The following is a 20493-nucleotide window of genomic DNA, read 5'->3' as shown; positions in this document are numbered from 1 at the left end:
CAGTGACGCGGAGCGTCACGGGCTGCATTCCCACGCGGAGCGTGGGAACGATCAGGGGTAGGGGGGATGCGTTAGCAGGCTTGTGGGGTTTCGCCGCGCGCCAGGCGTGCATTGATGTCGTCGATGACTTCCGGCAGCTCGGCGATGGTGTCGATCAGGTAGTGCGGACGTGAAGGCGCGAACATCTTGCCGATCCGCGCACGTTCTTCCGCCAGTCGATCCGACGGCAACGCCTTGTATTGCTCATAGCTCAGGCCCAGTGCGTTGCCGGAACAGGTCAACGCCACCGTCCACATGCCGGCGGCGCGCCCTTCGAGAATCCCCGGCCAGGTGTCATCGACCTTGACGCATGCCGCCACGTCATTGATGCCCAGAGCAATCACGTTGGCCAAGGCCTGCGCCGGATAGGGTCGGCCATTCGGCACTTCATCAGTGGCCACGACATGATCGGCGACATAGCCATTTTCCCGCGCCAGTTCGACGACCTTGGCCATCACCACCGCCGGATAACCCGAGCAGGAGCCGATTTTCAGACCCTTGTCGCGCAACGTCGCAATCGCCTCAAGCGCACCCGGGATCAGCGCCGAATGCAGGGCGATTTTTTCGATCTGCAGCGGCATGAAACGTTCGTAGATTGCCGTCACATCGTCATCGCTCGGCACGCGGTCGAATGCTGCACGATAACGCTCGGCAATCTGCGGCAGGTTGCACAGGGTGCGGATGTGATCCCACTTGCCCATGCCCATCGGCCCGCGCGCTTCTTCAAGCGACACCGCGACGCCAAACTCGGCAAAGGCTTCGACGAAGATTTGCGTTGGCGCAAACGAGCCGAAATCGACAACGGTGCCGGCCCAGTCAAGGATCGCGGCTTGCAGGTGAGTCGGTTGTTGGTACTGCATGGTCAATCTCCGTTTTCAGGTAAGCGTGGGCCGTCCCTCGGCAATGAGGTAGGCGGCCAGGGGTCAGTGCTGATCAGGTCAGCGGTAGATTCGCATCAAACAGTTCGGCAATCACTGGCCGGTTGCGGCGGATGCCGAGGCAGCACAGGTGGTATTCGATAAAGAACGGGTGGTCGATAAAGGTGATCGGCGTGGTGCCGGGTGTTTCGGCGTACTCGACCGCCGAGACAAACCCGATGCCGATGCCCTTGACGATCGCGTGAACGATGGCTTCGCGGCTGTTGAGTTGCATGACGCAGTTGAGCTCGATATCGAGGCGCTTGCAGCTTTCTTCCACCAGTTGCCGGGTCCGCGCACTTTGCTCGCGCATCACCCATTTTTCGCGGCTGATTTCGCTGATGTGAACCTGCGACTGACCGGCCCAGGGATGGTCATCGCGGACCACGGCGATGATCGGATAACGGTGGTACAGCCGCGTGTGGAAGCGCTCATCGAATTCCGACAAAGCCAGAATCGCCACGTCGATATCAAAGTTGAACAACCGCGCCAGGGTGTCCTTTTCCGAAGAAAACGAGGTTTCCAGTTCGATATCCGGGTGGCGCTGCATCAGCTCGTAGGTCAGGTTCATCGCAATCGGCGGCGACACTGCGCCGAGGCGCAACATGCCGGTCTTGCGCTGCTTGAAGCTCTGCAACAGTTGCACGGCTTCATCCTCCTGACCGAACAGACCCTGAGTGATCGCATAGAGCTTGTGCCCGGCGGCGCTCATTTCGATGTAGCGGCCACGGCGATGGAACAGCTCTACCGAGAAGGTGTTCTCCAGTGCGTTGACCTGCTCGCTGACGGTCGGCTGACCGACGCTGAGGTACTCCGCTGCGAGAGTGAAACTGCCGGTTTTGGCCACCGCATGAAACGAACGCAACCACTTGTGATACTGGTACATGCAAGCCCCGTCAGCGTCGAATGAACAATGCCACTGCCGCACTGCACAGGCAGGCGCTGGTGACCACTATGAAGATCAGAGACGTATTTGCCGTGGTGTCAAGCAGACGCCCGATCAGTGGCTCGGCCAATCCGGCGAACAGGTACGAGGAAAAGTTCATGATCCCGGTCGCCGTACCGGCGCGTTTGGCCCCGACCAGATCCGGGCACAGCGCCCAGAAACTCGAGGCCGGGCCGTAGACGAAGAACCCGCAAAGGAACAACGCGACCAGACCGATGACACTGTGTGGCGGCAGGCTCCACATCCACAAACTGGTGGCGGCGCCGAGCAACATGTAGAGCATGATCGCCAGATAGCGCTTGGAGCCGAACAGTTTGTCCGACACCCAGCCGTTGCTCAATGCGCCAACCGCCATGCCGACGGGGAGGGCGACGGTGATCCATTTCGGATCGATCATGCCGTCACCGCTTTTCCAGTCCGCGCCGAGAAAGTGCACCGGTACCCAGACGATCAAGCCGTAGCGCGCCGCGTTCTGAAAGCCCAATGACAGCGCGGCGATCAGCAGCCGGGGATTTTTCAGCACGGCCTTATAGCGTTGAGCCGAGGACTCGACTTCGCCATGTGCGGCTTCCTGATGTTTGTCGTCAGCGTTGGCCACGCCAGTATCACCTACCGGTTCGAAGCCTAGATCCTGCGGGCGTTCGCGGGCAACCAGATAGAAAATGATCCCGCCGGCGAGCATCAGCAGCACCGGCAAACGGAAGATCCAGCGCCATTCCAGTTGCAGCACTTCGAGCACGACGATGGAGGTGACGTACGACAGAATCGACGCGCAACCGGCGGCGAAAGTGTAGAAACCATAGACCTTGCCGCGCTCGCCCGCCGCCCACCAATTCGCAATCAACCGACCGCCCGGCGCCCAGCCCAAGGCCTGAAAGTAGCCGTTGACGCCCCACGGCAGGATCAGACTGGTGAAACCGCCGGCAAAACTGGTCACCCAGTTCGCCGCGCAGGACAGCACTGCGCCGAGGGTCATGATGCGCCGGCCACCGAACTTGTCGGCGAGGTTGCCGTTGATCGCCTGACCAATCGCGTAGGCCCACAGCATTGCAGCAGACGCCCAGCCGAGGGTTTCCTTGCTCAAACCGAACTCGGCCTGAATCCCCGGAATGGCAAAACCGAAGGTCTGCCGACCGGTGTAGAAAAACAGGTAACAGAACATCGCCGCCAGCAGCATGCGCCACTGCGCGACCCGGAACGAGGCAGAACGGACGGCGAGACCAGGCATTGTTTCGGCACGATTCATGATCTTTTCCTTATTGTTGTGGGTTCCCGCCGTTTGTCGTCGGCGGGTGCACTCTTTTTTGGTGCGGCAGGAAATCACCGCGGCGTTGTACGCCGCCGGCTGTGCTTGGGTCGTTCAGGTTGCGGGCGAGGTCAGGCGGCTTGTGAACCGATGAAGTTCTTGCCGCGCGCGCCCTGCATCGCGAGGTGGATGATGTCTTCGGCGTCCTTGGCCGAGACGCCGTAATCGGCAAACTCGGTCTTTACCCCGAGGCTGTGCAGGAATTCGCGCAATTGCTGTTGCGCAGTGAGCAGATCTTCGCCGAATACCCGTTGCAGGACGCGGTCACGTGTTGCGTCATGACCCCAAGCCAAGCCGAGCACCAACGGCAGGGTGAAAGAGCAGGCGATGCCGTGGGGCAAGCCGTGGCGCAAGGTCATCTCATAGGAAATCGAATGCGCCAGCGCGGTTTTGGTGTTGGAAAAAGCCAGCCCGGCCTTGAGTGCGGCGAGTGCCATGCGCGTGCGCAACTCTTGGCTCGACAGGTCTTTTTGCAGACGCGGCAGGCATTCGAGAATGTCTTCGATCGCAGAAATGGCGAAAGTGTCGGAGACCGGGTTGGCGTTGACGTTCCAGATTGCCTCCAGCGCATGGGACAGCGCATCGAGACCGGTGGAAACGGTGACACTGGCCGGTACGGTGAGCATCAGTTGCGGGTCGATGATCGCCACGCGCGGCCAGGTGCAGTCCAGGTGCAGCGAGTATTTCTTCTGGCTGGCGCTGTCCCAGATCGTCGCCCACGGCGTGACTTCGCTGCCGGTGCCGGCGGTGGTCGGCGCGGCGATCAACTGTTTGCAGCGTGCCGGGGTGAACGGTTTGCCGGCCGCCAGCAGCGCCAACAGTTCATCGAAATGCCCGGATTCGGTGCCGACGATCAACGCTTTGGCGGTGTCGATGGCGCTGCCGCCACCCACGGCGAGTACCACGTCACAGTCGCCGGCGTGCTGCCAGAAATGCTCGTAAGTGCTGCGCAGATGGCCGACGTCGGGGTTGGGCTGGACGTCTTCGACAATGTAGATCAGACGTTCGCCGAGCAAGCGTTGCAAACGGTCCACCAAGCCCAGCCCTCGGGCTTCAGGGAAGGTTACGAGGGCGACGCGCTGTTGCTCGGTGATGGCGGCGAGGTCTTGCAGGCTGCCCCAGCCGAAGCGGATATCGACGGGGTTCTGAAAACGGGCAGTCATGGTGGATCCTTCTTGTTGTTGTCGTGTGGCCACATACTCGATGGCGGCCGACAACGGCACAAATCGATAAATCGCAGGTTTGAATCGGCTCAGCCGATAGCAGCTTTGCGCTAGTGCGCCGAACCGCTCTGGATCGCCGCGCGCAGGCGGCTGGAGATGGCGTCGGCGACGATCACCATGAAAGTGATGACGATGATGCAGGTCGCGGTTTCCTGGTATTTGAACAGCTTGAGACTGCTCACCAGTTCGAAACCCAAACCGCCGGCGCCGACCATTCCCAGCACCGTGGCCGAGCGCAAGTTAACTTCGAAGCGGTACAGAATCACCGCAATCCACGCGGTGATGACCTGCGGCAAAACGCCAAACACGATCACCTGCAACGGTCGAGCACCGGTGGCTTGCAGCGCTTCAATCGGCCCTTGATCGATCTCTTCGATGCTCTCGGCGAAGAACTTGCCGAGCATGCCCAAGCCATGCAGCGCCAGCGCCAATACACCGGGGAAGGGGCCGAGGCCGACGGCTGAAACGAAAATCAGCGCGAGGATCAGTTCGTTGATGCTGCGCGTGAAATTCAGCGCCTGACGGGTGATGTGAAACACCCAGCGATTGCGGCTCAGATTGCGCGCGGCGAGAAACGACAGCGGAATCGCCAGCAACACGCCGAGCAGGGTGCCCCAAATGGCGATCTGCAAAGTCTCCACCGCTGGCGCGACCAGACGCGGCAGGATGCTCAGATCCGGCGGAAAGGTGCGCGAAAGAAAGTCACCAATCTGCGGCAACCCCGCTGCCAGTTCACCGAGGCTGAGTTGCGCACCTTGCGCGCTCCAGTTCAGCGTCCACAGCACGATCAGGACGATGCCGGCGGTGGTCAGCCAACTGCGCGGGCCACGGGGCCGGTCGCCGACCCACTGATAGTTTTGCGATGACATGTTCAGACCCTCGAGGCAGTGCGGTAGGACGGGGTGGGCGTGGGCACGTCAGCAGAGGATTGCGCCGATTGCCCCGGATAGATTCGCGCCAGATCGGCGTCGGTCATGCTCGACGCGTTGCCATCGAACACCAGACTGCCGTTGGCCAAGCCGACCACGCGGTCCCCGAACTCGCGGGCGTATTCGACCTGATGCAGATTGCACAGCACGGTGATGCCCAGCTCGCGGGTGGCATCGCGCAGGTATTGCAACACCAGCCGTGCGGTTTTCGGGTCGAGGCTGGCGATCGGTTCATCGGCCAGAATCACCTGCGGCCGTTGCGACAGGGCGCGGGCAATGCCGACGCGCTGCTTCTGCCCGCCAGACAATGAATCGGTACGCTCACCGGCCTTGTGCGCCAGCTCGACGCGCTCCAGGCATTGCCTCGCCAGCGCCACATCGTCACGGCGAAACAGCTGCAGAATCGAGGCGAGGGTGCCGACGGAACCGAGGCGACCGGTCAGCACGTTCTTCAACACGCTCAGGCGCGGTACGACGTTGTGGTGCTGAAAAATCATCGCGACTTCACGGCGCAGAACGCTGGTGTCGGGGCAGGCGAGGGCATCGATACCGGCCACATTCAGTGTGCCGCTGTCGGCCTGTGCCAGACGATTGATGCAACGCAGCAAGGTCGATTTACCGGCGCCTGACTGACCGAGCACGACGACGAATTCGCCCGCAGCGACTTCCAGGTCGATGCCGCGCAATACCGGGTTGCTGCCGTAGTGTTTGGTCAGTTGGCGGATGCTGATCATTTCATGCTCTGCAAATCGAGATCGAGCACCTTGGCGGTTTCGCGCACCACGTCGTAAGAGGCGTCGGTGGTCGGCTGGAAACCATTGAGCACGCCCTGATCGCCCCACGGCACGTCCTTGATCGAAGCCAGCGCGTCGGCGACCTTCTTCTTCAATTCCGGATCGAGCGCCTTGCGCCAGACCATCGGCGATTCGGGGATCGGCTTGGAACTCCAGACGATTTCGAAGTCATCCTGCTTCACCACACCTTTGGCCACGGCGCTGGCGAAGATGCGGTCAGCCACGGCTGCCGCGTCAACTTTCTTGTTCTCCACCGCGAGGATGCTGGCGTCGTGGGAACCGGAGAAAATCACCCGTTTGAACAAACTGTCCGGGGCGAAACCGGCCTGTTCCAGGCCTGCTTTCGGGAACAGATGACCGGACGCGGAACTCGGATCGACGAACGCGAACGTATGGCCCTTGAGGTCGGCCAGCGTATGAATGCCGCTGTCCTTGCGCGCCAGAATCACGCTTTTGTACGCGCTCTGGCCGGTCTTCTTGGTCACCGCCACCGAGAACGCTTCGACATCCGCCACCGAGGTCGCCAGCACGTAGGAGAACGGCCCGAGGTAGGCGACGTCGAGTTTGCCCGAGCGCAGCGCTTCGATGATGCCGTTGTAGTCGGTGGCCACAAACGGCACCACCGGCATGCCGATTTTGGCTTGCAGATCGTCGAGCACTTGTTTGCTCGATTCGATCATCGCTTGGGAATCTTCGGAGGGGATCAGGCCAATGGTCAGTTTGTCCTTGGCCCAGACCTGGCTGGCACTCAGGGCAAGTACGGCAAGGCTGGCGGCACGCAGAAACTGTTTGATTGTTTTCATGGCATTCCACGGTGTGGTTGGGAGTTGCCACAGGCTAGGTCTGTCACGTGACAGTCATTCAATCAATTCAATATGCGAAACCGCAGCTAACTATTGATGGAGTCTATGGATGTCGAGCGCCAAATTGCGTGCCTTTCTCGCCGTCGCCCGTCACGGCAGTTTCAGTGCCGGCGCGCGGGCGTCGGGATTGAGCCAACCGACCCTGACCACTCAGGTGCAGGCCTTGGAACGTCAGCACAATGTTGAGCTTTTCCACCGGCGTGGGCGGCGGATCGAGTTGTCGGATGTGGGTCGGCAACTGCTGCCTATCGCTCAGCGCATCGCCCTGCTGGAACTGGAAGCGCATAACCTGCTGCGTGATTCCGGACGGCTCGACAGCGGCCAGCTCAAGGTCGGTGCGGTGGGGCCGTTTCATGTGATCGAAATGGTCGACAGTTACCTGCAACAGCATCCGAATATCGACGTGTCGATCCGCGTGGGTAACTCTGCGCAGGTGTTGTCGGATTTGGAAAACTATGTGACCGATATCGCGGTGTTGGCCGGGCGTCAGGATGATCCGGCATTGTGTTCGGTGCGTTATGCGCGGCACGCGATCATCCTCTTTGCCCACCATGAACATCCGCTGGCCAATCGCGGCAGCGTGCGCCTGGAGGAGTTGGAAGGGCAGCGCCTGCTGCAACGTGAGCCCGGTTCGACCACACGGCTGGTGCTGGAGCAGGCACTGAATGCGGCGCAGGTAAAACCGCGCATTGCCATGGAAATCGGCAGTCGTGAGGCGTTGCGTGAAGCGGTGGTGCGCGGGTTGGGGCTGGGTGTGGTGTCGGAAGCGGAGTTCATTGCCGATCCGAAAATCCGCACGATCAGAATCGAAGGCGAAGAGCTGTTTACGGAAACGTATTTGTATTGTCTGGCTGAGCGCCGTTCGAGTCGGCTCATTTCGTCGTTCTTTGATGCGGCGATTGGCTGAAGATTTGCAATCTTCGGCGAGGCTTGGCTAATATACGTTCCATATACACATCGTATCGGATTCATATATGGGCATCGTAAAGATTTCAGAGGACATGCACGAGAACCTGCGTATCTCCAGCAACGCTCTCAGCCGCTCGATCAACGCGCAAGCCGAGCACTGGATGCGTATCGGCATGCTCGCCGAACTGCACCCCAACCTCGACCACAGCGCCATTTGCCGCTTGCTGATCCGCGCCGAACAGAACGGCGGGCTGGATCTGCAACAACTGACTCAGGAAGCCGTCAGCGCATGAGAAACCAGATCAAGATCAACACCCCGGCCGACATCGCGCAATCGCGTGCTGCCGGCAAACTCGCCGCTGAAGTGCTGGCGATGCTGGTGCCGCACGTCAAGGCGGGCGTCACCACTGATCAGCTCGATCAACTGTGTAATGACTACATCGTCAACGTGCAGAAAGCGGTGCCGGCCAACGTCGGTTATCACGGATTTCCGAAAACCGTCTGCGCCTCGGTCAACGATGTGGTGTGTCATGGCATCCCGTCGGGCACACCGTTGAAGGATGGCGATATCGTCAATCTCGATATCGCGGTGATCAAGGACGGCTGGTTCGGCGACACCAGCCGCATGTACGTGGTCGGTGAGGCGACGCCTGAGGCGCAGCATCTGATCAAGACCACTTATGACGCCATGTGCGCGGGTATTCGCGTGGTGAAACCGGGCGCCACCTTGGGCGACATCGGCCACGCGATCCAGAGCCTGGCGGAGAAGGAAGGCTTCAGCGTAGTGCGCGAGTATTGCGGGCACGGGATCGGCAAGGTCTATCACGATGAGCCGCAGATTCTGCATTACGGCTTTCCCAATCAGGGCATGAAGCTTAAGGCCGGGATGATTTTTACCGTGGAACCGATGCTCAATGCCGGCAAGCGTCACGTGAAGAACATGCCGGACGGCTGGACGGTGCTGACCAAGGATGGTTCGTTGTCGGCGCAGTGGGAGCATATGGTCGCGGTGACCGAAACCGGCTTCGAAATCCTCACCGCCTGGCCGGACGAAATCGAAGGCTATTCCCCGATCACCTAAACACCACAAAACCCCTGTAGGAGCTGTCGAGTGAAACGAGGCTGCGATCTGTTGATCTTGTTTTTAACAGCGAGATCAACAGATCGCAGCCTGCGGCAGCTCCTACAAGTTATGTGGTGTGTGCAGGGACGCTTTGCAGCCAATCAAGCACCTCATCCCACAACGGCTGTGCGCTTTCGCGGAAGTAACCCATGTGCCCGTACGGTTTGCTGCCCAGTGGCGGCTGCAGATCCAGCAATGTCAGCGGTGCATTCACCATGGCTTTGACAAACGCATCGCGCGAACGCGGCGGCGCCCACGGATCATCGACCGACGTGGCGAAAACGCATGGCGTTGTGACCTCGGCGTAGAGCGCATGCAGATGTCTCATCTCGGGGTCGTCGAAGTAGTAGTGGGGGAATTTGCACCAGCGTTTCCAGTCGTTGTAAACGCCCAGCGGCAAATCATCGCCCATGCCCAGCATGCTCCAGGCCATGTAGCCTTTGCGGGCGACAATCACCGGCAGCACAAACGTCCACATCAGACGGATTTTCCAGGCCTCGGCTCTGGACATCCAGCCGCTCCATCCCGCACCACTGCCCAAGGTGTAGCAAGCCGTCAGGGCGTGGTGATTGGGCAACAGACCAATCGCGTGACCACCAAACGAATGGCCGACCCAATACAACGGCAACGCTTCCTGGCTTAGCAGATCCACTGCCGCCGCCAGATCCTGATAAGCCCAATCCAGATAAGACATCTCAAAGCCTTTGAGGGAAGCCGGTTTCGACTCACCGATGCCCCGGTAATCGAGGGTCAGCACGTGAAAGCCCTGGCGCGCCGCGTGCTCGGCAAAACGCCGATAAAAGCGCTGTTGCACCCCGGTGGCGCCGGCCATGATCAGGTTGCCTTTGACCGCGCCCGCCGCGCTGTAGCGCTTGGCTGACAATGGATAACCATCGCGGGCAATGAGGGCGATGTCCTGTCTCTGGATCGATTCGGCAAAGGCTGCGGCCATGGTGTTCATGAAATTGTTCCGAGTGAGTTGAGCAAAGCCTTCAGCGACCTTTGAACTGCGGTTCGCGCTTCTGCATCATCGCCATGACGCCCTCGCGGACATCCTCGGTTTTGATCAGGGCCAGCAGTTGTTCATCAAGCTTCGACAATGCCGCATCGTCTCCCTGATCCTGCGCCAGAAACGCCGATTGCAGCGTCGCCTGAATCGCCAGAGGCGCAGCCTTGGCAATGCGTTCGGCGTATTCGATGGCGCGTGCCAGAGTCTGACCGGGCTCGACTACTTCGGTCAGCAGGCGCATGTGCAGGGCGGCAGTGGCATCGAACTCTTCCCCCGTGAGCATGTAGCGCATGGCGGCGGTCCAGCCCGCTGCGCGGGTGAAGCGCACGGTGGAACCGCCGGCGGGTGAGATCCCGCGCAACACTTCCAGATGAGCGAAACGGGCATTGGTGGCGGCAATGCTGATGTCGGCGTTGAGCATCAATTCGATGCCCGCCGTCCAGCAAATGCCTTCAATGGCAACCACCACCGGTTTACGCCTGCGCGGTTTGGAAACGCCCCATGGGTCGATGCCTTCTTCAGGATACTTGAAGGCGCCTGACACCAGTTTTGGCGTCAGTTCCATCAAGTCCAGACCCGCAGTGAAGTGCTCGCCATGGGCGAACAGCACGGCGCAGCGCAGTTCGTCATTGCGCTCATACTCGCCGATGGCCAATGCCAGGTCCGTCAGCATTGCACTGTCGAATGCGTTGCGTTTGCCGGCGCGATCCAGACCGATCAAAAACAACTGACCGCGTTGTTCGCGGGTGACTCGGCCGGGGCCACTGTTGGCTTCGTTCATCTCTGCTCTCCCTGATTTTTGTCGGCGGCCAGTTACTGACCATCCGTTCGGTAAATAGAAACTAAACGAACAGTTGGTAACCGTCAAATTGAGAAGGGCAGGCTTATGTCATAGAATCACCGCCAGTTATCCGGATCAGGAAATACTCGTGCGACCGTTGAAAATCCCCCGTGAAGAGCTGCTTCTGCGGTGCGCCAATACCTTCAAGCGCCTTGGCTATCATGGCACCACCATGGACGTGCTTGCGTCCGCTTGCGGCTTTACCAAGGCTTCGTTCTATCACCACTATCCGAACAAGGAGGCCTTGCTGCGTGACGTGCTCGACTGGACGCATCAGGTCATCAACCAGACTTTGTTTGCCGTGGCCTTCGACGAAAAACTCACGCCACAAGAACGCCTGAGCAAAATGGGCCGCAAGGCTGCGCGGCTGTTTCAGGATGACTCGATTGGTTGCCTGATGGGCGTGGTGGCGGTCGATGCGGCGTACGGTAAAAGTGAATTGCTGGAGCCGATTCGCGGCTTTTTCGATGCATGGGCCAAGGCGTTTGCGCATTTGCTGGAAGGTCAGGTCGATGAGGGACAAGCCTTGCTGACCGCTCGACAATGGGTGGCGGATTACGAGGGGGCGATTCTGCTGGCGCGGGTCTATGGTGACGCGGCTTACATTGATGCGGTGACGCGTCGGGCGCTGGAACATTTGAGTGCCTGTCAGGCACCGACATAAGGCTTACCCGCTGGGTGTTGTGTCCTCGACAGTTGTCAGTCACGACACACACTGATTTCTTATCCAATCAGGGAGCAACACGATGAGTGCAATCACCCCGGCCGTGATGGCCGATCTCGCGCCCGACGGCGTGCTGCATGCCGCCATCAACTTCGGTAACCCGGTGCTGGCGCAGCGCAGAGCAGATGGTGCGCCGCAAGGTGTTTCGGTGGCTTTGGCGATCGCGCTGGCTGCCGAGCTGGGTGTCGAATTGGAGATGCGCACCTTTGATGCGGCGGGCAAGGTTTTCGCGGCGCTGGAGGAGGGCGTGTGGAACCTGGCATTCCTCGCCATCGAGCCGGTACGTGAGGCGCAGATTGCGTTCAGCGAGCCGTACGTGATCATCGAGGGGACTTATCTGGTCGAGGTGCAGTCGGCGTATCGCCAGGTCGAGGACCTCGATCAGCCAGGATTGCGACTGGCCGTTGGCAAAGGCGCAGCCTACGACCTGTTCCTCAGTCGCACGCTGCAGCACGCACAATTGGAGCGTGCCGAAACCTCGGCGGGTGCCGTTGACCTGTTTATCGAGCAACACCTGGATGCCGCCGCCGGTGTCCGTCAGCCATTGCAGAAAGTCGCGGATGCCGACGCGCGTTACCGCGTGCTGGACGGTGCATTCACGGCGATTCGCCAGGCCATGGCGGTGCCCCGTGGGCGAGAGGCAGGCGCGGCGTACGTGCGGGCGTTTGTCGAGCGCAAGAAGGCCGAGGGGTTTGTCGCTGCAGCGCTGGCCGAGAGTGGACAGGGCGATGTGACGGTGGCGCCTTGAGACCAAAAAAAGAGCCACCGCAGCCCGACGCCGGGGTGGCCCTGAGGGGGACATTCTTGAAATGACGGCAGACCCTGTGGGAGCGAGCTTGCTCGCGAATGCGGTGTGTCATTCAACATTGCTGGTGACTGACACGGCCCCTTCGCGAGCAAGCTCGCTCCCACATTCGGAATGCAGCTCCTACAGGGGATTTCAGTGAGAACCGGCGGCTTTGTTGAGGTCGCTGTCGGTCCATTCGGTGTAGACGCAGGCATCAGCGGTGGCCCAGCGTACTTGCACTGGGTCGCCAGCCTTGAGCGGCATGCCGGCGGCTGACAATGCTTTCACCGTCATTGAGGTTCCGCCGGAGGTGACCACACTGCACGTCTGGCTCTCACCGAGAAACAACACTTCCACCACCTTCGCTGAAACCTCATTCCACCCCGACGGCAGCGGTTCGCTGCTCGCCTGCGCCACGCTCAACGCCAGTGCCTTTTCCGGCCGCACCATCAGCAACACATCCTGATCGGTGTGCAACCCCGCGGTCAGTCGAATCGACAATGACTGTCCTTCAAACGAAGCCGCCGCATTGCCCTGCGCCTTGAGCTTGAGGAAGTTCGAATTGCCCAGGAACGACGCCACAAACGCATTCGGCGGATTCTGATAAAGGTCATAACCGCTGCCCAATCCCACAATCTTGCCGTGACTGAAAATCGCAATGCGCTGCGACAAGCGCATGGCTTCTTCCTGATCGTGGGTCACGTAAACAATGGTGATGCCCAGACGACGATGCAGTTGGCGCAATTCATCCTGCAAATCCTCGCGCAGCTTTTTATCCAGCGCACCGAGCGGTTCATCCATCAGCAGGATGCGTGGTTCGTAAACCAGCGCCCGGGCGATGGCGACACGCTGTTGCTGGCCGCCAGACAGTTGCGAAGGGCGGCGATGCGCGAACTGTTCCAACTGCACCAGTTTCAGCATTGCATCGACACGCTTGTCGCGCTCGGCGGCGGCCAGTTTGCGAATCGCCAAAGGAAACGCGATGTTGTCGCGCACCGACAGATGCGGGAACAGCGAATAGCGCTGGAACACCATGCCGATGTCACGCTTGTGCGGCGGTACATTCACCAGCGACTGACCGTTGACGAGGATCTCGCCGCTGCTCGGCGTTTCAAACCCGGCGAGCATCGACAGCGTGGTGCTTTTGCCCGAGCCGCTGGAACCGAGGAAGGTGAGGAATTCTCCGTCCTTGATGTCCAGCGAGATGTTGTCGACGGCGGCAAAGTCGCCGTAGTGCTTGTTCAGGTTGCGCAGGCTGACCAGGGGTTTGTCATTCTGCTGGGAGGCGTCTTTGATCACGGCACTCATGTCGTACTCCTGGCGCTCAGGCGCTGATTTCGTTGCGCCGGCGCAGCGCGGCGGCGATGACCATGACCAAAACAGACAAGCCGATCAGCAACGTCGAAGCGACGGCGATCACTGGCGTCAGGTCCTGGCGCAAGGTGGTCCACATTTTCACGGGAAGGGTTTGCAGGGTCGGGCTGGCCATCATCACGCTGAGCACCACTTCGTCCCACGAAACGAGGAAGGCGAAGAGGGCGCCGGCGACCATGCCCGGGCGAATCGCCGGGAACGTCACCTTGAACACCGCTTGCAGGCGTGAGGCGCCGCAGATCACCGCCGCGTCTTCAATCGACTGATCGAACAGCTTCAGCGAGTTGATGATCGAGATGATGGTAAACGGCAGCGCGACGATCACATGGCTGACGACGAAAGCGAACATCGTCCCGGTGTAACCGAGCTTGAGGAACAGCGCGTATACCGCCACGGCAATGATCACCAGCGGCACGATCATCGGCAGGGTGAACAGACCGTAGAGCATTTCCCGGCCGGGAAAACGCCCGCGCACCAGCGCAAACGCAGTCGGCAAACCAAGGGCCACGGCGCAGATGGTGGTCAGCACGGCAACCTTGAGGCTGGCCGCAGCGGCGTTCATCCAGTCGGGGTTGGAAAAGAACTGGCCGTACCATTTCAGCGTCCAGCCCGGTGGCGGGAACACCAGCCACTGTGACGAACCGAACGACAAAAGCACGATGAACACGATCGGCAACAGCAGGAACAGACCGATCAGCCCGGTGGTTGCATACAAGCCGAAGCGCATGCGCCGGCTCATCGCATTGGGAGTCAGGAGCATGTCGGCTTACCTCGCGTTACTGGCGCCAACCGGGGATTCCGGTTGAAGCTTCAGGTAGAAGTAGAACAGCACCAGAGTGATCGCGATCAGCAACGCGGCGCCGGCACTGGCCAGGCCCCAGTTGAGGAACGATTGCACCTGCTGAATGATGAACTCCGGCAGCATCATGTTCTGCGCCCCGCCGAGCAGCGCCGGGGTGACGTAGTAACCGAGCGACATGACGAACACCATCAAGCCACCGGAGGCCAGACCCGGCCGGCACAGCGGCAGGAACACCCGGAAGAAGTTGCTCCACGGACTGGCACCGCAGATCGAGCCGGCTTGCAGGATCATCGGGTCGATGGCCTGCATGGTCGCCTGCAACGGCAGCACGATGAACGGGATCATGATGTAGCTCATGCCGATCACCACACCGGTGAGGTTGTGCACCATTTCCAGTGGTTGATCGATGATGCCCATCGCTATCAGAGCCTTGTTGATCACGCCCGAGGCTTGCAGCAACACCAGCCACGAATAGGTGCGGGCGAGCAGGCTGGTCCACATCGACAGCAGCACGATGTTGAGAATCCAGCGCCCCCAGCCACGCGGCACCAGGGTGATCGCCCAGGCCAGCGGAAAGCCCAGCAGCAGGCTGAACAGTGTCACCAGCCCGGCCACCGAAAAGGTGTTGAGCAGCACTCGGGCGTACGCCGAGTTGGCGAACAGTTGTTCATAATTGCCAAGGCCTGGCGTCGGTTCGAGCACGCCGCGCAACAGCAGGCCAATCAACGGCGCGAGGAAAAACAGGCCGATGAACAGCAGCGCCGGGGCGAGGTTGCCGGCGCCGCGCCAGCGTTGTCTGAGGGACGGGGCTTGCTGCATCGCAACCGCCTGTGTTCCGTGGGCCGAGCCGGCAGCGCCGTTGGCGCTCCCGGTGGCAGTGGAGGGACGGGACGCGGTGGCCGCCATTTTCATTTGACCAGCCATTCGTTCCACCGTGTCGCGATGGCCTGGCCGTTTTTGGCCCAGTACGCGAAATCAAGAGTGATCTGATCCTTAGCGTAGGCAGTCGGCAGGTTGGGGGCCAGCGTCGAATCCAGACGCTCCACACTGTCGAGGTTGACCGGGGCGTAGGCGGTCAGGTTGGAGAAGTCAGCCTGGCCTTTGGCGCTGCTGGCAGCAGCGAGGAGCTTCATCGCCGCGTCCTTGTTTTTCGAGCCTTTTGGAATCACCAGAATGTCGGCCATGACCAGGTTCTGTTTCCAGCTCACACCGACCGGTGCGCCGTCTTCTTGCAGGGCGTGAATGCGCCCGTTCCAGAACTGGCCCATGCTCGCTTCGCCGGACGCCAGCAGTTGCTGCGACTGCGCGCCGCCGCCCCACCAGACGATGTCTTTCTTGATGGTGTCGAGTTTCTTGAAGGCGCGATCCAGATCCAGCGGGTAGAGCTTGTCAGCCGCTACGCCGTCGGCCAGCAGCGCCAGTTCGAGCACGCCGGGGCTTGGCCATTTGTACAGGGCGCGTTTGCCGGGGTAAGTCTTGGTGTCGAACAGGGCGCTCCAGTCCTGCGGCTTGTTGGCGCCGAGTTTGCCCTCGTTGTAACCGAGGACGAAGGAGAAGAAGAACGAGCCGACGCCGTGATCGCTGACGAAACGCGGGTCGATCTTGTCGCGCTGAATCACTTTGAAATCGAGGGGTTCGAGCAGGCCTTCAGCGGCGGCGCGCAGGGCGAAATCGGCTTCGACATCGACTACGTCCCACTGCACATTGCCGCTCTCGACCATGGCTTTGAGTTTGCCGTAGTCGGTGGGGCCATCCTGCACGACGGTGATGCCGCTGGCCTTGCTGAACGGATCGGCCCAGGCCTGTTTCTGCGCATCCTGGGTGCTTCCGCCCCAGCTGACGAAGTTCACGCTGTCGGCCGCCATTGCAGCCTGGCCGGTGACGCTGAGCAGTCCCGCAAAAAAGATCGCGGTTGCAGCTTTGTTCAACACCATGTTCACGCCCTCATTGTTGTGTTTTTGAGCGGGCTTGCGTTGTTGCCCGCCTATCGGGAGCAGTAGATGGACGTTCGTTGAAGCGTCCGGTCTATGGAATATCATATTATGGTATTCCAAACTTTGTGCAAGCACTTTGCCTTACCGGTTATCTGTTGATTATGGTTTTTTGGATGTGTTCGGCATGAGATGCAGGGCGCACTTCAGATCCAGCCCCTCACCCCAGCCCTCTCCCAATGGGAGAGGGGGAAAGGGAGCCGATCGTTGTGCTGTTCAAAAAACGAGCTCGATTTGGAATCGGAAAGGGAGCCGGTTCTCCATGCAGTTCAAACCTGAGTTCGACTCGGAATCTCAGGTCGGCGTATAGCGGGCAAACACCTCGGTCGGCTCCCTCTCCCTCCGGGAGAGGGCTGGGGTGAGGGCAGCTTTATTCAGTGAACGGAATACTCTCGACCACCTCCAGGTCATACCCGGTCAGGCCAGCGTATTTCAGAGGAGGGCCCAGGTGACGTAGCTTGCCCACCCCCAGATTCTGCAGAATCTGCGCCCCAGTCCCCACCTCCGAATAAATCCGCGACTGCGAGCGGCTGAACTGCCGTGGTGGCTGAGTCAGTTGCGGCACCCGCTCCAGCAACGCCTGCGACGACTCATGATTGGCCAATACCACAACAACCCCATGTCCCTCAGCCGCAACCCGTTGCAGTGCCGCCCACAGCGTCCAGTTGGTCGGCCCGCTATATTCCGCGCCGACCAGATCACGCAGCGGATCGATCACATGCACGCGCACCAGCGTCGGCTCTTCACGGCGCAAATCGCCCATGACCATCGCCATGTGCACGCCGCCCTCGATGCGATCCTCAAAGGTGATCAAACGGAACGTGCCATGCACCGTCGGCAGCTCGCGTTCACCAATCCGTTCGATGGTGTGTTCGGTGCTCAGGCGATAGTGGATCAGGTCGGCGATGGTGCCGATCTTGATCCCATGTTTGCGCGCAAACACTTCCAGATCCGGGCGACGGGCCATGGTGCCGTCGTCGTTCATCACCTCGACAATCACCGAGGCCGGGGTGAAACCGGCCAATCGAGCCAGATCACAACCCGCTTCGGTATGCCCGGCGCGGGTCAGCACGCCACCTTCCTTGGCGCGCAGCGGGAAGATATGACCCGGCTGCACCAGGTCTTCAGCGCGGGCATTCGGAGCCACGGCGGCGGCAACGGTGCAGGCGCGATCAGCCGCCGAGATGCCGGTGGTCACGCCAACCGCCGCTTCGATCGACACGGTAAACGCGGTGCTGAACACGCTGCCATTGGCCGGCACCATTTGCTCCAGGCCCAGACGCTGGCAGTGGTCGTCGGTGAGCGTCAGGCAAATCAGCCCGCGCGCTTCACGGGCCATGAAGCTGATCGCTTCGGGCGTGCAACGGTCGGCGGCCAGCAGCAGGTCGCCTTCGTTTTCGCGGTCTTCGTCATCGACCAGCAAAACCATTTTGCCGAGGCGATAATCTTCGATGATTTCTTCAATGCTGTTGAAGGCCATGCTGGACTCTCAGGGTTCGTTGGAAATATATTGGTATACCATAATACAAAATCAACAAAGAGGTCACTATGAAGGCGTACTGGATTGCTCATGTGGATATAGCCGATGCCGATCACTACAGCCAATACACCCAGCGCGCGCCGGCAGCCTTCGCCGCGTTTGGCGCGAAGTTTCTGGCAAGAGGCGGGCGCAGCGAGGCGATGGAAGGGCGCGAGACGCCGCAACGCAGCGTAGTGATCGAGTTTGAGAGCTACGAAAAAGCCGTGGCGTGCTACCACTCGGCGGCGTATCAGGAGGCGAAAAGTTACCGCGAAGAATGGGCGAAGGCGGAGATCATCATCGTCGAAGGCATCACCCCAGTTTAAGACTCACCGTGAAGCCCCTGTAGGAGCTGCCGAAGGCTGCGATCTTTTGATTGATCGTTCCCACGCTCCGCGTGGGAATGCAGCCCGGGACGCTCCGCGTCCCTTTTAGAGCCGAACGCGGAGCGTCCGAGGAGGCGTTCCCACGCGGAGCATGGGAACGATCAATGTGATCAGCGGATGAAGTGGATCTTGCCGCTGTCGTCATTGCCCATATAGATCCCATAAACCCCGGCCAGGCGCTCTTCGATATAGCGCTCAAGAATCTGCCGGATCGCCGGGTAATAAATCTGCTCCCACGGAATGTCTTCAGGCGCGAAGAACTTGTAATCCATGGTCTCCGGTCCGTACTGCCCGGTAATCTCCAGCGCGATCGCGCGGAAGATGATGTACACCTCGCTGATCTTCGGCACGCTGAAAATCGAGTACGGCGAGACGATTTCCGCGCGCACGCCGCTTTCTTCCCAGACTTCACGGATGGCCGCTTGCTCGGTGGTCTCGCCGCTTTCCATGAACCCTGCGGGCAGCGTCCAGGTGCCCGGGCGCGGTGGAATCGCCCGTTGGCACAACAGGTATTTGCCGTCCTGCTCGATGATGCAGCCGGCGATGATCTTCGGATTGACGTAGTGGATGTAGCCGCAGCCACGGCACATCAGGCGCTCGTGCGTATCGCCCGCCGGTATCTGCTGACCGAGGTCAGGGCCACCGCATTTCGGGCAATAGCTCGGGCTGAACATATCAGTGACCTATACGGGGTTCTTTCAGCGCGATGGGCAGGGTCATGGCCGGGGTTGCGCCGGTCTCTTCCTGCTTGCGCTTGAGATAGTCGAGCGCTACCGCAGCGGCAGCGCGAACGTGATCGACACAGGCCTGATGCGCCACCAGCGGATCACCGCTCTTGATCGCTTCGACCATTTTTTCCATTTCCTGATTACTCGCGCCGCGACGGTTCTCTTGGGAAACCGAGGTCGCGCGCAGGTAGCTGATGCGCGCCTGCAACTGACGCAACTGAGTCGCCGCAACATGGTTGCCCGAGCCTTCGAGCAGCACGTCGTAGAAGCCCTGCACCGAGTCGATCACTTGCTGCAATTCGCCGTCCTTCAACGCCTTGCGGTTTTCATCGAGGGCCTTTTCCAGGGCTTTGATGTCCTTGGCCTTGGCGCGCAGGGTGAACAGCTGAACGATCAAACCTTCGAGCACGCAGCGCAATTCGTAGATATCGACGGCGTCGGCGAGGGTGATGATCGCCACGCGCGGGCCTTTGGCATCGGCGAATTCCACCAGACCTTCGGATTCCAGATGACGCAAGGCTTCACGCACCGACGTACGGCTTACACCGAGGCGATCACACAGATCGCGCTCGACCAGACGATCACCGGGCATGAGCTGGAAATTCATGATCGCGCTACGCAGTTTATCCAGCACGATTTCGCGCAGGGTAACGGGGTTGCGATTGACCTTGAAGCTGTCGTCGAGGGGCTGGCGTTTCATGGGGTCCGCTCTTTCGGTTGGCTGTCCATGCCAGACGGGCATCTAAACAGCCGAGGGGTTAACTGGGGCTTCGGCGTCGGCTTCGGCAAAGGCTTCACGGGCCAGCCGGAAACTGTCCACGGCTGCCGGAACGCCGCAATAGATGCCGACCTGAAGCAGAATTTCGCGTATTTGCTCACGACTCAGGCCGTTACGCAAGGCGCCACGCACATGCAGCTTGAGTTCGTGCGGACGGTTGAGCGCCGAGATCATCGCCAGGTTGATCATGCTGCGCTCCTTGAGCGACAAGCCTTCACGCCCCCAGACATGGCCCCAGCAGTATTCGGTGACCATTTCCTGCAGGGGGCGGGTGAAGTCGTCGGCGTTCTCGATTGAGCGCTGCACGTAGGCTTCGCCCAATACCTGAGTGCGGATCTTCAGGCCTTTTTCATACTTTTCGTTACTCATCATTCCTCCTGTGACCACAGATCCCTTGTAGGAGTGAGCCTGCTCGCGATAGCGGACTGACATTCAACATGGATGTCGACTGATCCACCGCCATCGCGAGCAGGCTCACTCCTACAGGGTTTTGTGTGAATCCGTC

General features: G+C 60.3%; 23 protein-coding genes. 6 read left to right on the top strand and 17 right to left on the bottom strand.

Going from position 1 to position 20493, the window contains the following annotated elements; all coding sequences use genetic code 11:
• Nucleotides 1–71: 71 nt before the first annotated feature.
• The 7 genes from phnX to phnD form a co-directional block, all read right to left on the bottom strand.
• Nucleotides 72–899, bottom strand: a complete 828-nt coding sequence (gene phnX, locus ACW9IR_RS22840) for a phosphonoacetaldehyde hydrolase (protein WP_457465182.1) — start codon at nucleotides 897–899, stop codon at nucleotides 72–74.
• Nucleotides 900–972: 73 nt separating this feature from the next.
• Entirely contained in the window at nucleotides 973–1842 is an 870-nt protein-coding gene (locus ACW9IR_RS22835) for a LysR substrate-binding domain-containing protein (protein WP_457465181.1), read from the bottom strand.
• A 10-nt stretch (nucleotides 1843–1852) separates the two neighbouring features.
• On the bottom strand, nucleotides 1853–3148 hold the full coding sequence (locus ACW9IR_RS22830; RefSeq protein WP_457465180.1) for an MFS transporter: 1296 nt from the start codon (nucleotides 3146–3148) through the stop codon (nucleotides 1853–1855).
• A 131-nt stretch (nucleotides 3149–3279) separates the two neighbouring features.
• Nucleotides 3280–4371, bottom strand: a complete 1092-nt coding sequence (gene psrA / locus ACW9IR_RS22825; protein WP_457465179.1) for an iron-containing alcohol dehydrogenase PsrA — start codon at nucleotides 4369–4371, stop codon at nucleotides 3280–3282.
• 110 nt (nucleotides 4372–4481) lie between these two features.
• The gene (phnE, locus tag ACW9IR_RS22820; protein WP_457465178.1) at nucleotides 4482–5300 is read right to left on the bottom strand and encodes a phosphonate ABC transporter, permease protein PhnE; all 819 of its coding nucleotides are present in this window, start codon (nucleotides 5298–5300) and stop codon (nucleotides 4482–4484) included.
• A 2-nt stretch (nucleotides 5301–5302) separates the two neighbouring features.
• Nucleotides 5303–6094 carry a phosphonate ABC transporter ATP-binding protein gene (gene phnC, locus ACW9IR_RS22815; RefSeq protein ID WP_457465177.1) on the bottom strand — a complete coding sequence of 264 codons (792 nt, stop codon included), beginning with the start codon at nucleotides 6092–6094 and terminating at the stop codon, nucleotides 5303–5305.
• Nucleotides 6091–6957, bottom strand: coding sequence for a phosphonate ABC transporter substrate-binding protein (gene phnD / locus ACW9IR_RS22810; protein ID WP_457465176.1), 867 nt, complete (start codon nucleotides 6955–6957; stop codon nucleotides 6091–6093). Before phnD ends, phnC begins: the two co-directional genes overlap by 4 nt.
• Before the next feature lie 109 nt (nucleotides 6958–7066).
• Here phnD and ACW9IR_RS22805 point away from each other — a divergent pair, with 109 nt between their 5' ends.
• The 3 genes from ACW9IR_RS22805 to map all read left to right on the top strand — a co-directional run bounded on the left by ACW9IR_RS22805 (nucleotide 7067) and on the right by map (nucleotide 9007).
• A complete protein-coding gene (locus ACW9IR_RS22805; protein WP_110720950.1) occupies nucleotides 7067–7924 on the top strand; it encodes a LysR substrate-binding domain-containing protein in 858 nt (285 codons plus the stop codon).
• Between the two features lie 67 nt (nucleotides 7925–7991).
• Nucleotides 7992–8219 (top strand): ParD-like family protein, encoded by a 228-nt coding sequence (locus tag ACW9IR_RS22800; protein WP_007918027.1) that lies wholly within the window; start codon nucleotides 7992–7994, stop codon nucleotides 8217–8219.
• Nucleotides 8216–9007 (top strand): type I methionyl aminopeptidase, encoded by a 792-nt coding sequence (map, locus tag ACW9IR_RS22795; RefSeq protein WP_158957827.1) that lies wholly within the window; start codon nucleotides 8216–8218, stop codon nucleotides 9005–9007. Before ACW9IR_RS22800 ends, map begins: the two co-directional genes overlap by 4 nt.
• Nucleotides 9008–9116: 109 nt before the next feature.
• On the opposite strand, the gene ACW9IR_RS22790 is transcribed toward map, so the two are convergent.
• Both ACW9IR_RS22790 and ACW9IR_RS22785 read right to left on the bottom strand, forming a co-directional pair.
• Nucleotides 9117–10010, bottom strand: a complete 894-nt coding sequence (locus ACW9IR_RS22790) for an alpha/beta hydrolase family protein (RefSeq protein WP_457465175.1) — start codon at nucleotides 10008–10010, stop codon at nucleotides 9117–9119.
• Between the two features lie 31 nt (nucleotides 10011–10041).
• Nucleotides 10042–10839: a crotonase/enoyl-CoA hydratase family protein gene (locus tag ACW9IR_RS22785; protein WP_457465174.1), complete on the bottom strand. Its 798-nt coding sequence runs from the start codon at nucleotides 10837–10839 to the stop codon at nucleotides 10042–10044.
• 148 nt (nucleotides 10840–10987) lie between these two features.
• Between ACW9IR_RS22785 and ACW9IR_RS22780 the strand changes: the two genes are divergently transcribed.
• Entirely contained in the window at nucleotides 10988–11563 is a 576-nt protein-coding gene (locus tag ACW9IR_RS22780) for a TetR/AcrR family transcriptional regulator (protein WP_008088096.1), read from the top strand.
• 82 nt (nucleotides 11564–11645) lie between these two features.
• Nucleotides 11646–12371: a transporter substrate-binding domain-containing protein gene (locus tag ACW9IR_RS22775; protein WP_102902162.1), complete on the top strand. Its 726-nt coding sequence runs from the start codon at nucleotides 11646–11648 to the stop codon at nucleotides 12369–12371.
• 192 nt (nucleotides 12372–12563) lie between these two features.
• On the opposite strand, the gene ACW9IR_RS22770 is transcribed toward ACW9IR_RS22775, so the two are convergent.
• The 5 genes from ACW9IR_RS22770 to ribBA all read right to left on the bottom strand — a co-directional run bounded on the left by ACW9IR_RS22770 (nucleotide 12564) and on the right by ribBA (nucleotide 18057).
• Nucleotides 12564–13718, bottom strand: coding sequence for an ABC transporter ATP-binding protein (locus tag ACW9IR_RS22770; RefSeq protein ID WP_457465173.1), 1155 nt, complete (start codon nucleotides 13716–13718; stop codon nucleotides 12564–12566).
• A 16-nt stretch (nucleotides 13719–13734) separates the two neighbouring features.
• On the bottom strand, nucleotides 13735–14544 hold the full coding sequence (locus ACW9IR_RS22765; protein ID WP_007918021.1) for an ABC transporter permease: 810 nt from the start codon (nucleotides 14542–14544) through the stop codon (nucleotides 13735–13737).
• A gap of 6 nt (nucleotides 14545–14550) precedes the next feature.
• On the bottom strand, nucleotides 14551–15498 hold the full coding sequence (locus ACW9IR_RS22760) for an ABC transporter permease (RefSeq protein WP_457465183.1): 948 nt from the start codon (nucleotides 15496–15498) through the stop codon (nucleotides 14551–14553).
• The gene (locus tag ACW9IR_RS22755) at nucleotides 15495–16520 is read right to left on the bottom strand and encodes an ABC transporter substrate-binding protein (RefSeq protein WP_457465172.1); all 1026 of its coding nucleotides are present in this window, start codon (nucleotides 16518–16520) and stop codon (nucleotides 15495–15497) included. The genes ACW9IR_RS22760 and ACW9IR_RS22755 overlap by 4 nt, the downstream gene beginning before the upstream one ends.
• Nucleotides 16521–16947: 427 nt before the next feature.
• Entirely contained in the window at nucleotides 16948–18057 is a 1110-nt protein-coding gene (gene ribBA / locus ACW9IR_RS22750) for a bifunctional 3,4-dihydroxy-2-butanone-4-phosphate synthase/GTP cyclohydrolase II (protein ID WP_053121187.1), read from the bottom strand.
• A 68-nt stretch (nucleotides 18058–18125) separates the two neighbouring features.
• On the opposite strand from ribBA, the gene ACW9IR_RS22745 reads away from it, so the two are divergent.
• Nucleotides 18126–18422 (top strand): DUF1330 domain-containing protein, encoded by a 297-nt coding sequence (locus ACW9IR_RS22745; protein ID WP_102902165.1) that lies wholly within the window; start codon nucleotides 18126–18128, stop codon nucleotides 18420–18422.
• A 170-nt stretch (nucleotides 18423–18592) separates the two neighbouring features.
• Here ACW9IR_RS22745 and ACW9IR_RS22740 read toward each other — a convergent pair whose 3' ends face one another.
• Genes ACW9IR_RS22740 through ACW9IR_RS22730 form a run of 3 tightly spaced genes read right to left on the bottom strand, consistent with a single transcriptional unit; the run spans nucleotide 18593 to nucleotide 20357 of the window.
• The gene (locus ACW9IR_RS22740) at nucleotides 18593–19156 is read right to left on the bottom strand and encodes an NUDIX hydrolase (protein ID WP_102902166.1); all 564 of its coding nucleotides are present in this window, start codon (nucleotides 19154–19156) and stop codon (nucleotides 18593–18595) included.
• Nucleotide 19157: 1 nt separating this feature from the next.
• A complete protein-coding gene (locus ACW9IR_RS22735; RefSeq protein WP_007918001.1) occupies nucleotides 19158–19910 on the bottom strand; it encodes a GntR family transcriptional regulator in 753 nt (250 codons plus the stop codon).
• A gap of 42 nt (nucleotides 19911–19952) precedes the next feature.
• On the bottom strand, nucleotides 19953–20357 hold the full coding sequence (locus ACW9IR_RS22730; protein WP_008088075.1) for a carboxymuconolactone decarboxylase family protein: 405 nt from the start codon (nucleotides 20355–20357) through the stop codon (nucleotides 19953–19955).
• Nucleotides 20358–20493 lie beyond the last annotated feature (136 nt).

Source organism: Pseudomonas sp. SDT291_1_S447 (assembly GCF_054070155.1).
Note: the sequence above shows the minus strand (reverse complement) of the source record. Positions and strands in the feature narration are given on the sequence as shown.

What these genes read in the sequence shown, in the direction of transcription:
- ACW9IR_RS22760 (WP_457465183.1), bottom strand. Translation starts at nt 15,498, where the DNA reads ATGAAAATGGCGGCCACCGCGTCCCGTCCCTCCACTGCCACCGGGAGC.
- map (WP_158957827.1), top strand. Translation starts at nt 8,216, where the DNA reads ATGAGAAACCAGATCAAGATCAACACCCCGGCCGACATCGCGCAATCG.
- ribBA (WP_053121187.1), bottom strand. Translation starts at nt 18,057, where the DNA reads ATGGCCTTCAACAGCATTGAAGAAATCATCGAAGATTATCGCCTCGGC.
- phnD (WP_457465176.1), bottom strand. Translation starts at nt 6,957, where the DNA reads ATGAAAACAATCAAACAGTTTCTGCGTGCCGCCAGCCTTGCCGTACTT.
- ACW9IR_RS22785 (WP_457465174.1), bottom strand. Translation starts at nt 10,839, where the DNA reads ATGAACGAAGCCAACAGTGGCCCCGGCCGAGTCACCCGCGAACAACGC.
- ACW9IR_RS22765 (WP_007918021.1), bottom strand. Translation starts at nt 14,544, where the DNA reads ATGCTCCTGACTCCCAATGCGATGAGCCGGCGCATGCGCTTCGGCTTG.
- ACW9IR_RS22770 (WP_457465173.1), bottom strand. Translation starts at nt 13,718, where the DNA reads ATGAGTGCCGTGATCAAAGACGCCTCCCAGCAGAATGACAAACCCCTG.
- phnC (WP_457465177.1), bottom strand. Translation starts at nt 6,094, where the DNA reads ATGATCAGCATCCGCCAACTGACCAAACACTACGGCAGCAACCCGGTA.
- ACW9IR_RS22730 (WP_008088075.1), bottom strand. Translation starts at nt 20,357, where the DNA reads ATGAGTAACGAAAAGTATGAAAAAGGCCTGAAGATCCGCACTCAGGTA.
- psrA (WP_457465179.1), bottom strand. Translation starts at nt 4,371, where the DNA reads ATGACTGCCCGTTTTCAGAACCCCGTCGATATCCGCTTCGGCTGGGGC.
- ACW9IR_RS22790 (WP_457465175.1), bottom strand. Translation starts at nt 10,010, where the DNA reads ATGAACACCATGGCCGCAGCCTTTGCCGAATCGATCCAGAGACAGGAC.
- ACW9IR_RS22830 (WP_457465180.1), bottom strand. Translation starts at nt 3,148, where the DNA reads ATGAATCGTGCCGAAACAATGCCTGGTCTCGCCGTCCGTTCTGCCTCG.
- ACW9IR_RS22735 (WP_007918001.1), bottom strand. Translation starts at nt 19,910, where the DNA reads ATGAAACGCCAGCCCCTCGACGACAGCTTCAAGGTCAATCGCAACCCC.
- ACW9IR_RS22775 (WP_102902162.1), top strand. Translation starts at nt 11,646, where the DNA reads ATGAGTGCAATCACCCCGGCCGTGATGGCCGATCTCGCGCCCGACGGC.
- phnX (WP_457465182.1), bottom strand. Translation starts at nt 899, where the DNA reads ATGCAGTACCAACAACCGACTCACCTGCAAGCCGCGATCCTTGACTGG.
- ACW9IR_RS22835 (WP_457465181.1), bottom strand. Translation starts at nt 1,842, where the DNA reads ATGTACCAGTATCACAAGTGGTTGCGTTCGTTTCATGCGGTGGCCAAA.
- ACW9IR_RS22800 (WP_007918027.1), top strand. Translation starts at nt 7,992, where the DNA reads ATGGGCATCGTAAAGATTTCAGAGGACATGCACGAGAACCTGCGTATC.
- ACW9IR_RS22755 (WP_457465172.1), bottom strand. Translation starts at nt 16,520, where the DNA reads ATGGTGTTGAACAAAGCTGCAACCGCGATCTTTTTTGCGGGACTGCTC.
- ACW9IR_RS22805 (WP_110720950.1), top strand. Translation starts at nt 7,067, where the DNA reads ATGTCGAGCGCCAAATTGCGTGCCTTTCTCGCCGTCGCCCGTCACGGC.
- phnE (WP_457465178.1), bottom strand. Translation starts at nt 5,300, where the DNA reads ATGTCATCGCAAAACTATCAGTGGGTCGGCGACCGGCCCCGTGGCCCG.
- ACW9IR_RS22745 (WP_102902165.1), top strand. Translation starts at nt 18,126, where the DNA reads ATGAAGGCGTACTGGATTGCTCATGTGGATATAGCCGATGCCGATCAC.
- ACW9IR_RS22740 (WP_102902166.1), bottom strand. Translation starts at nt 19,156, where the DNA reads ATGTTCAGCCCGAGCTATTGCCCGAAATGCGGTGGCCCTGACCTCGGT.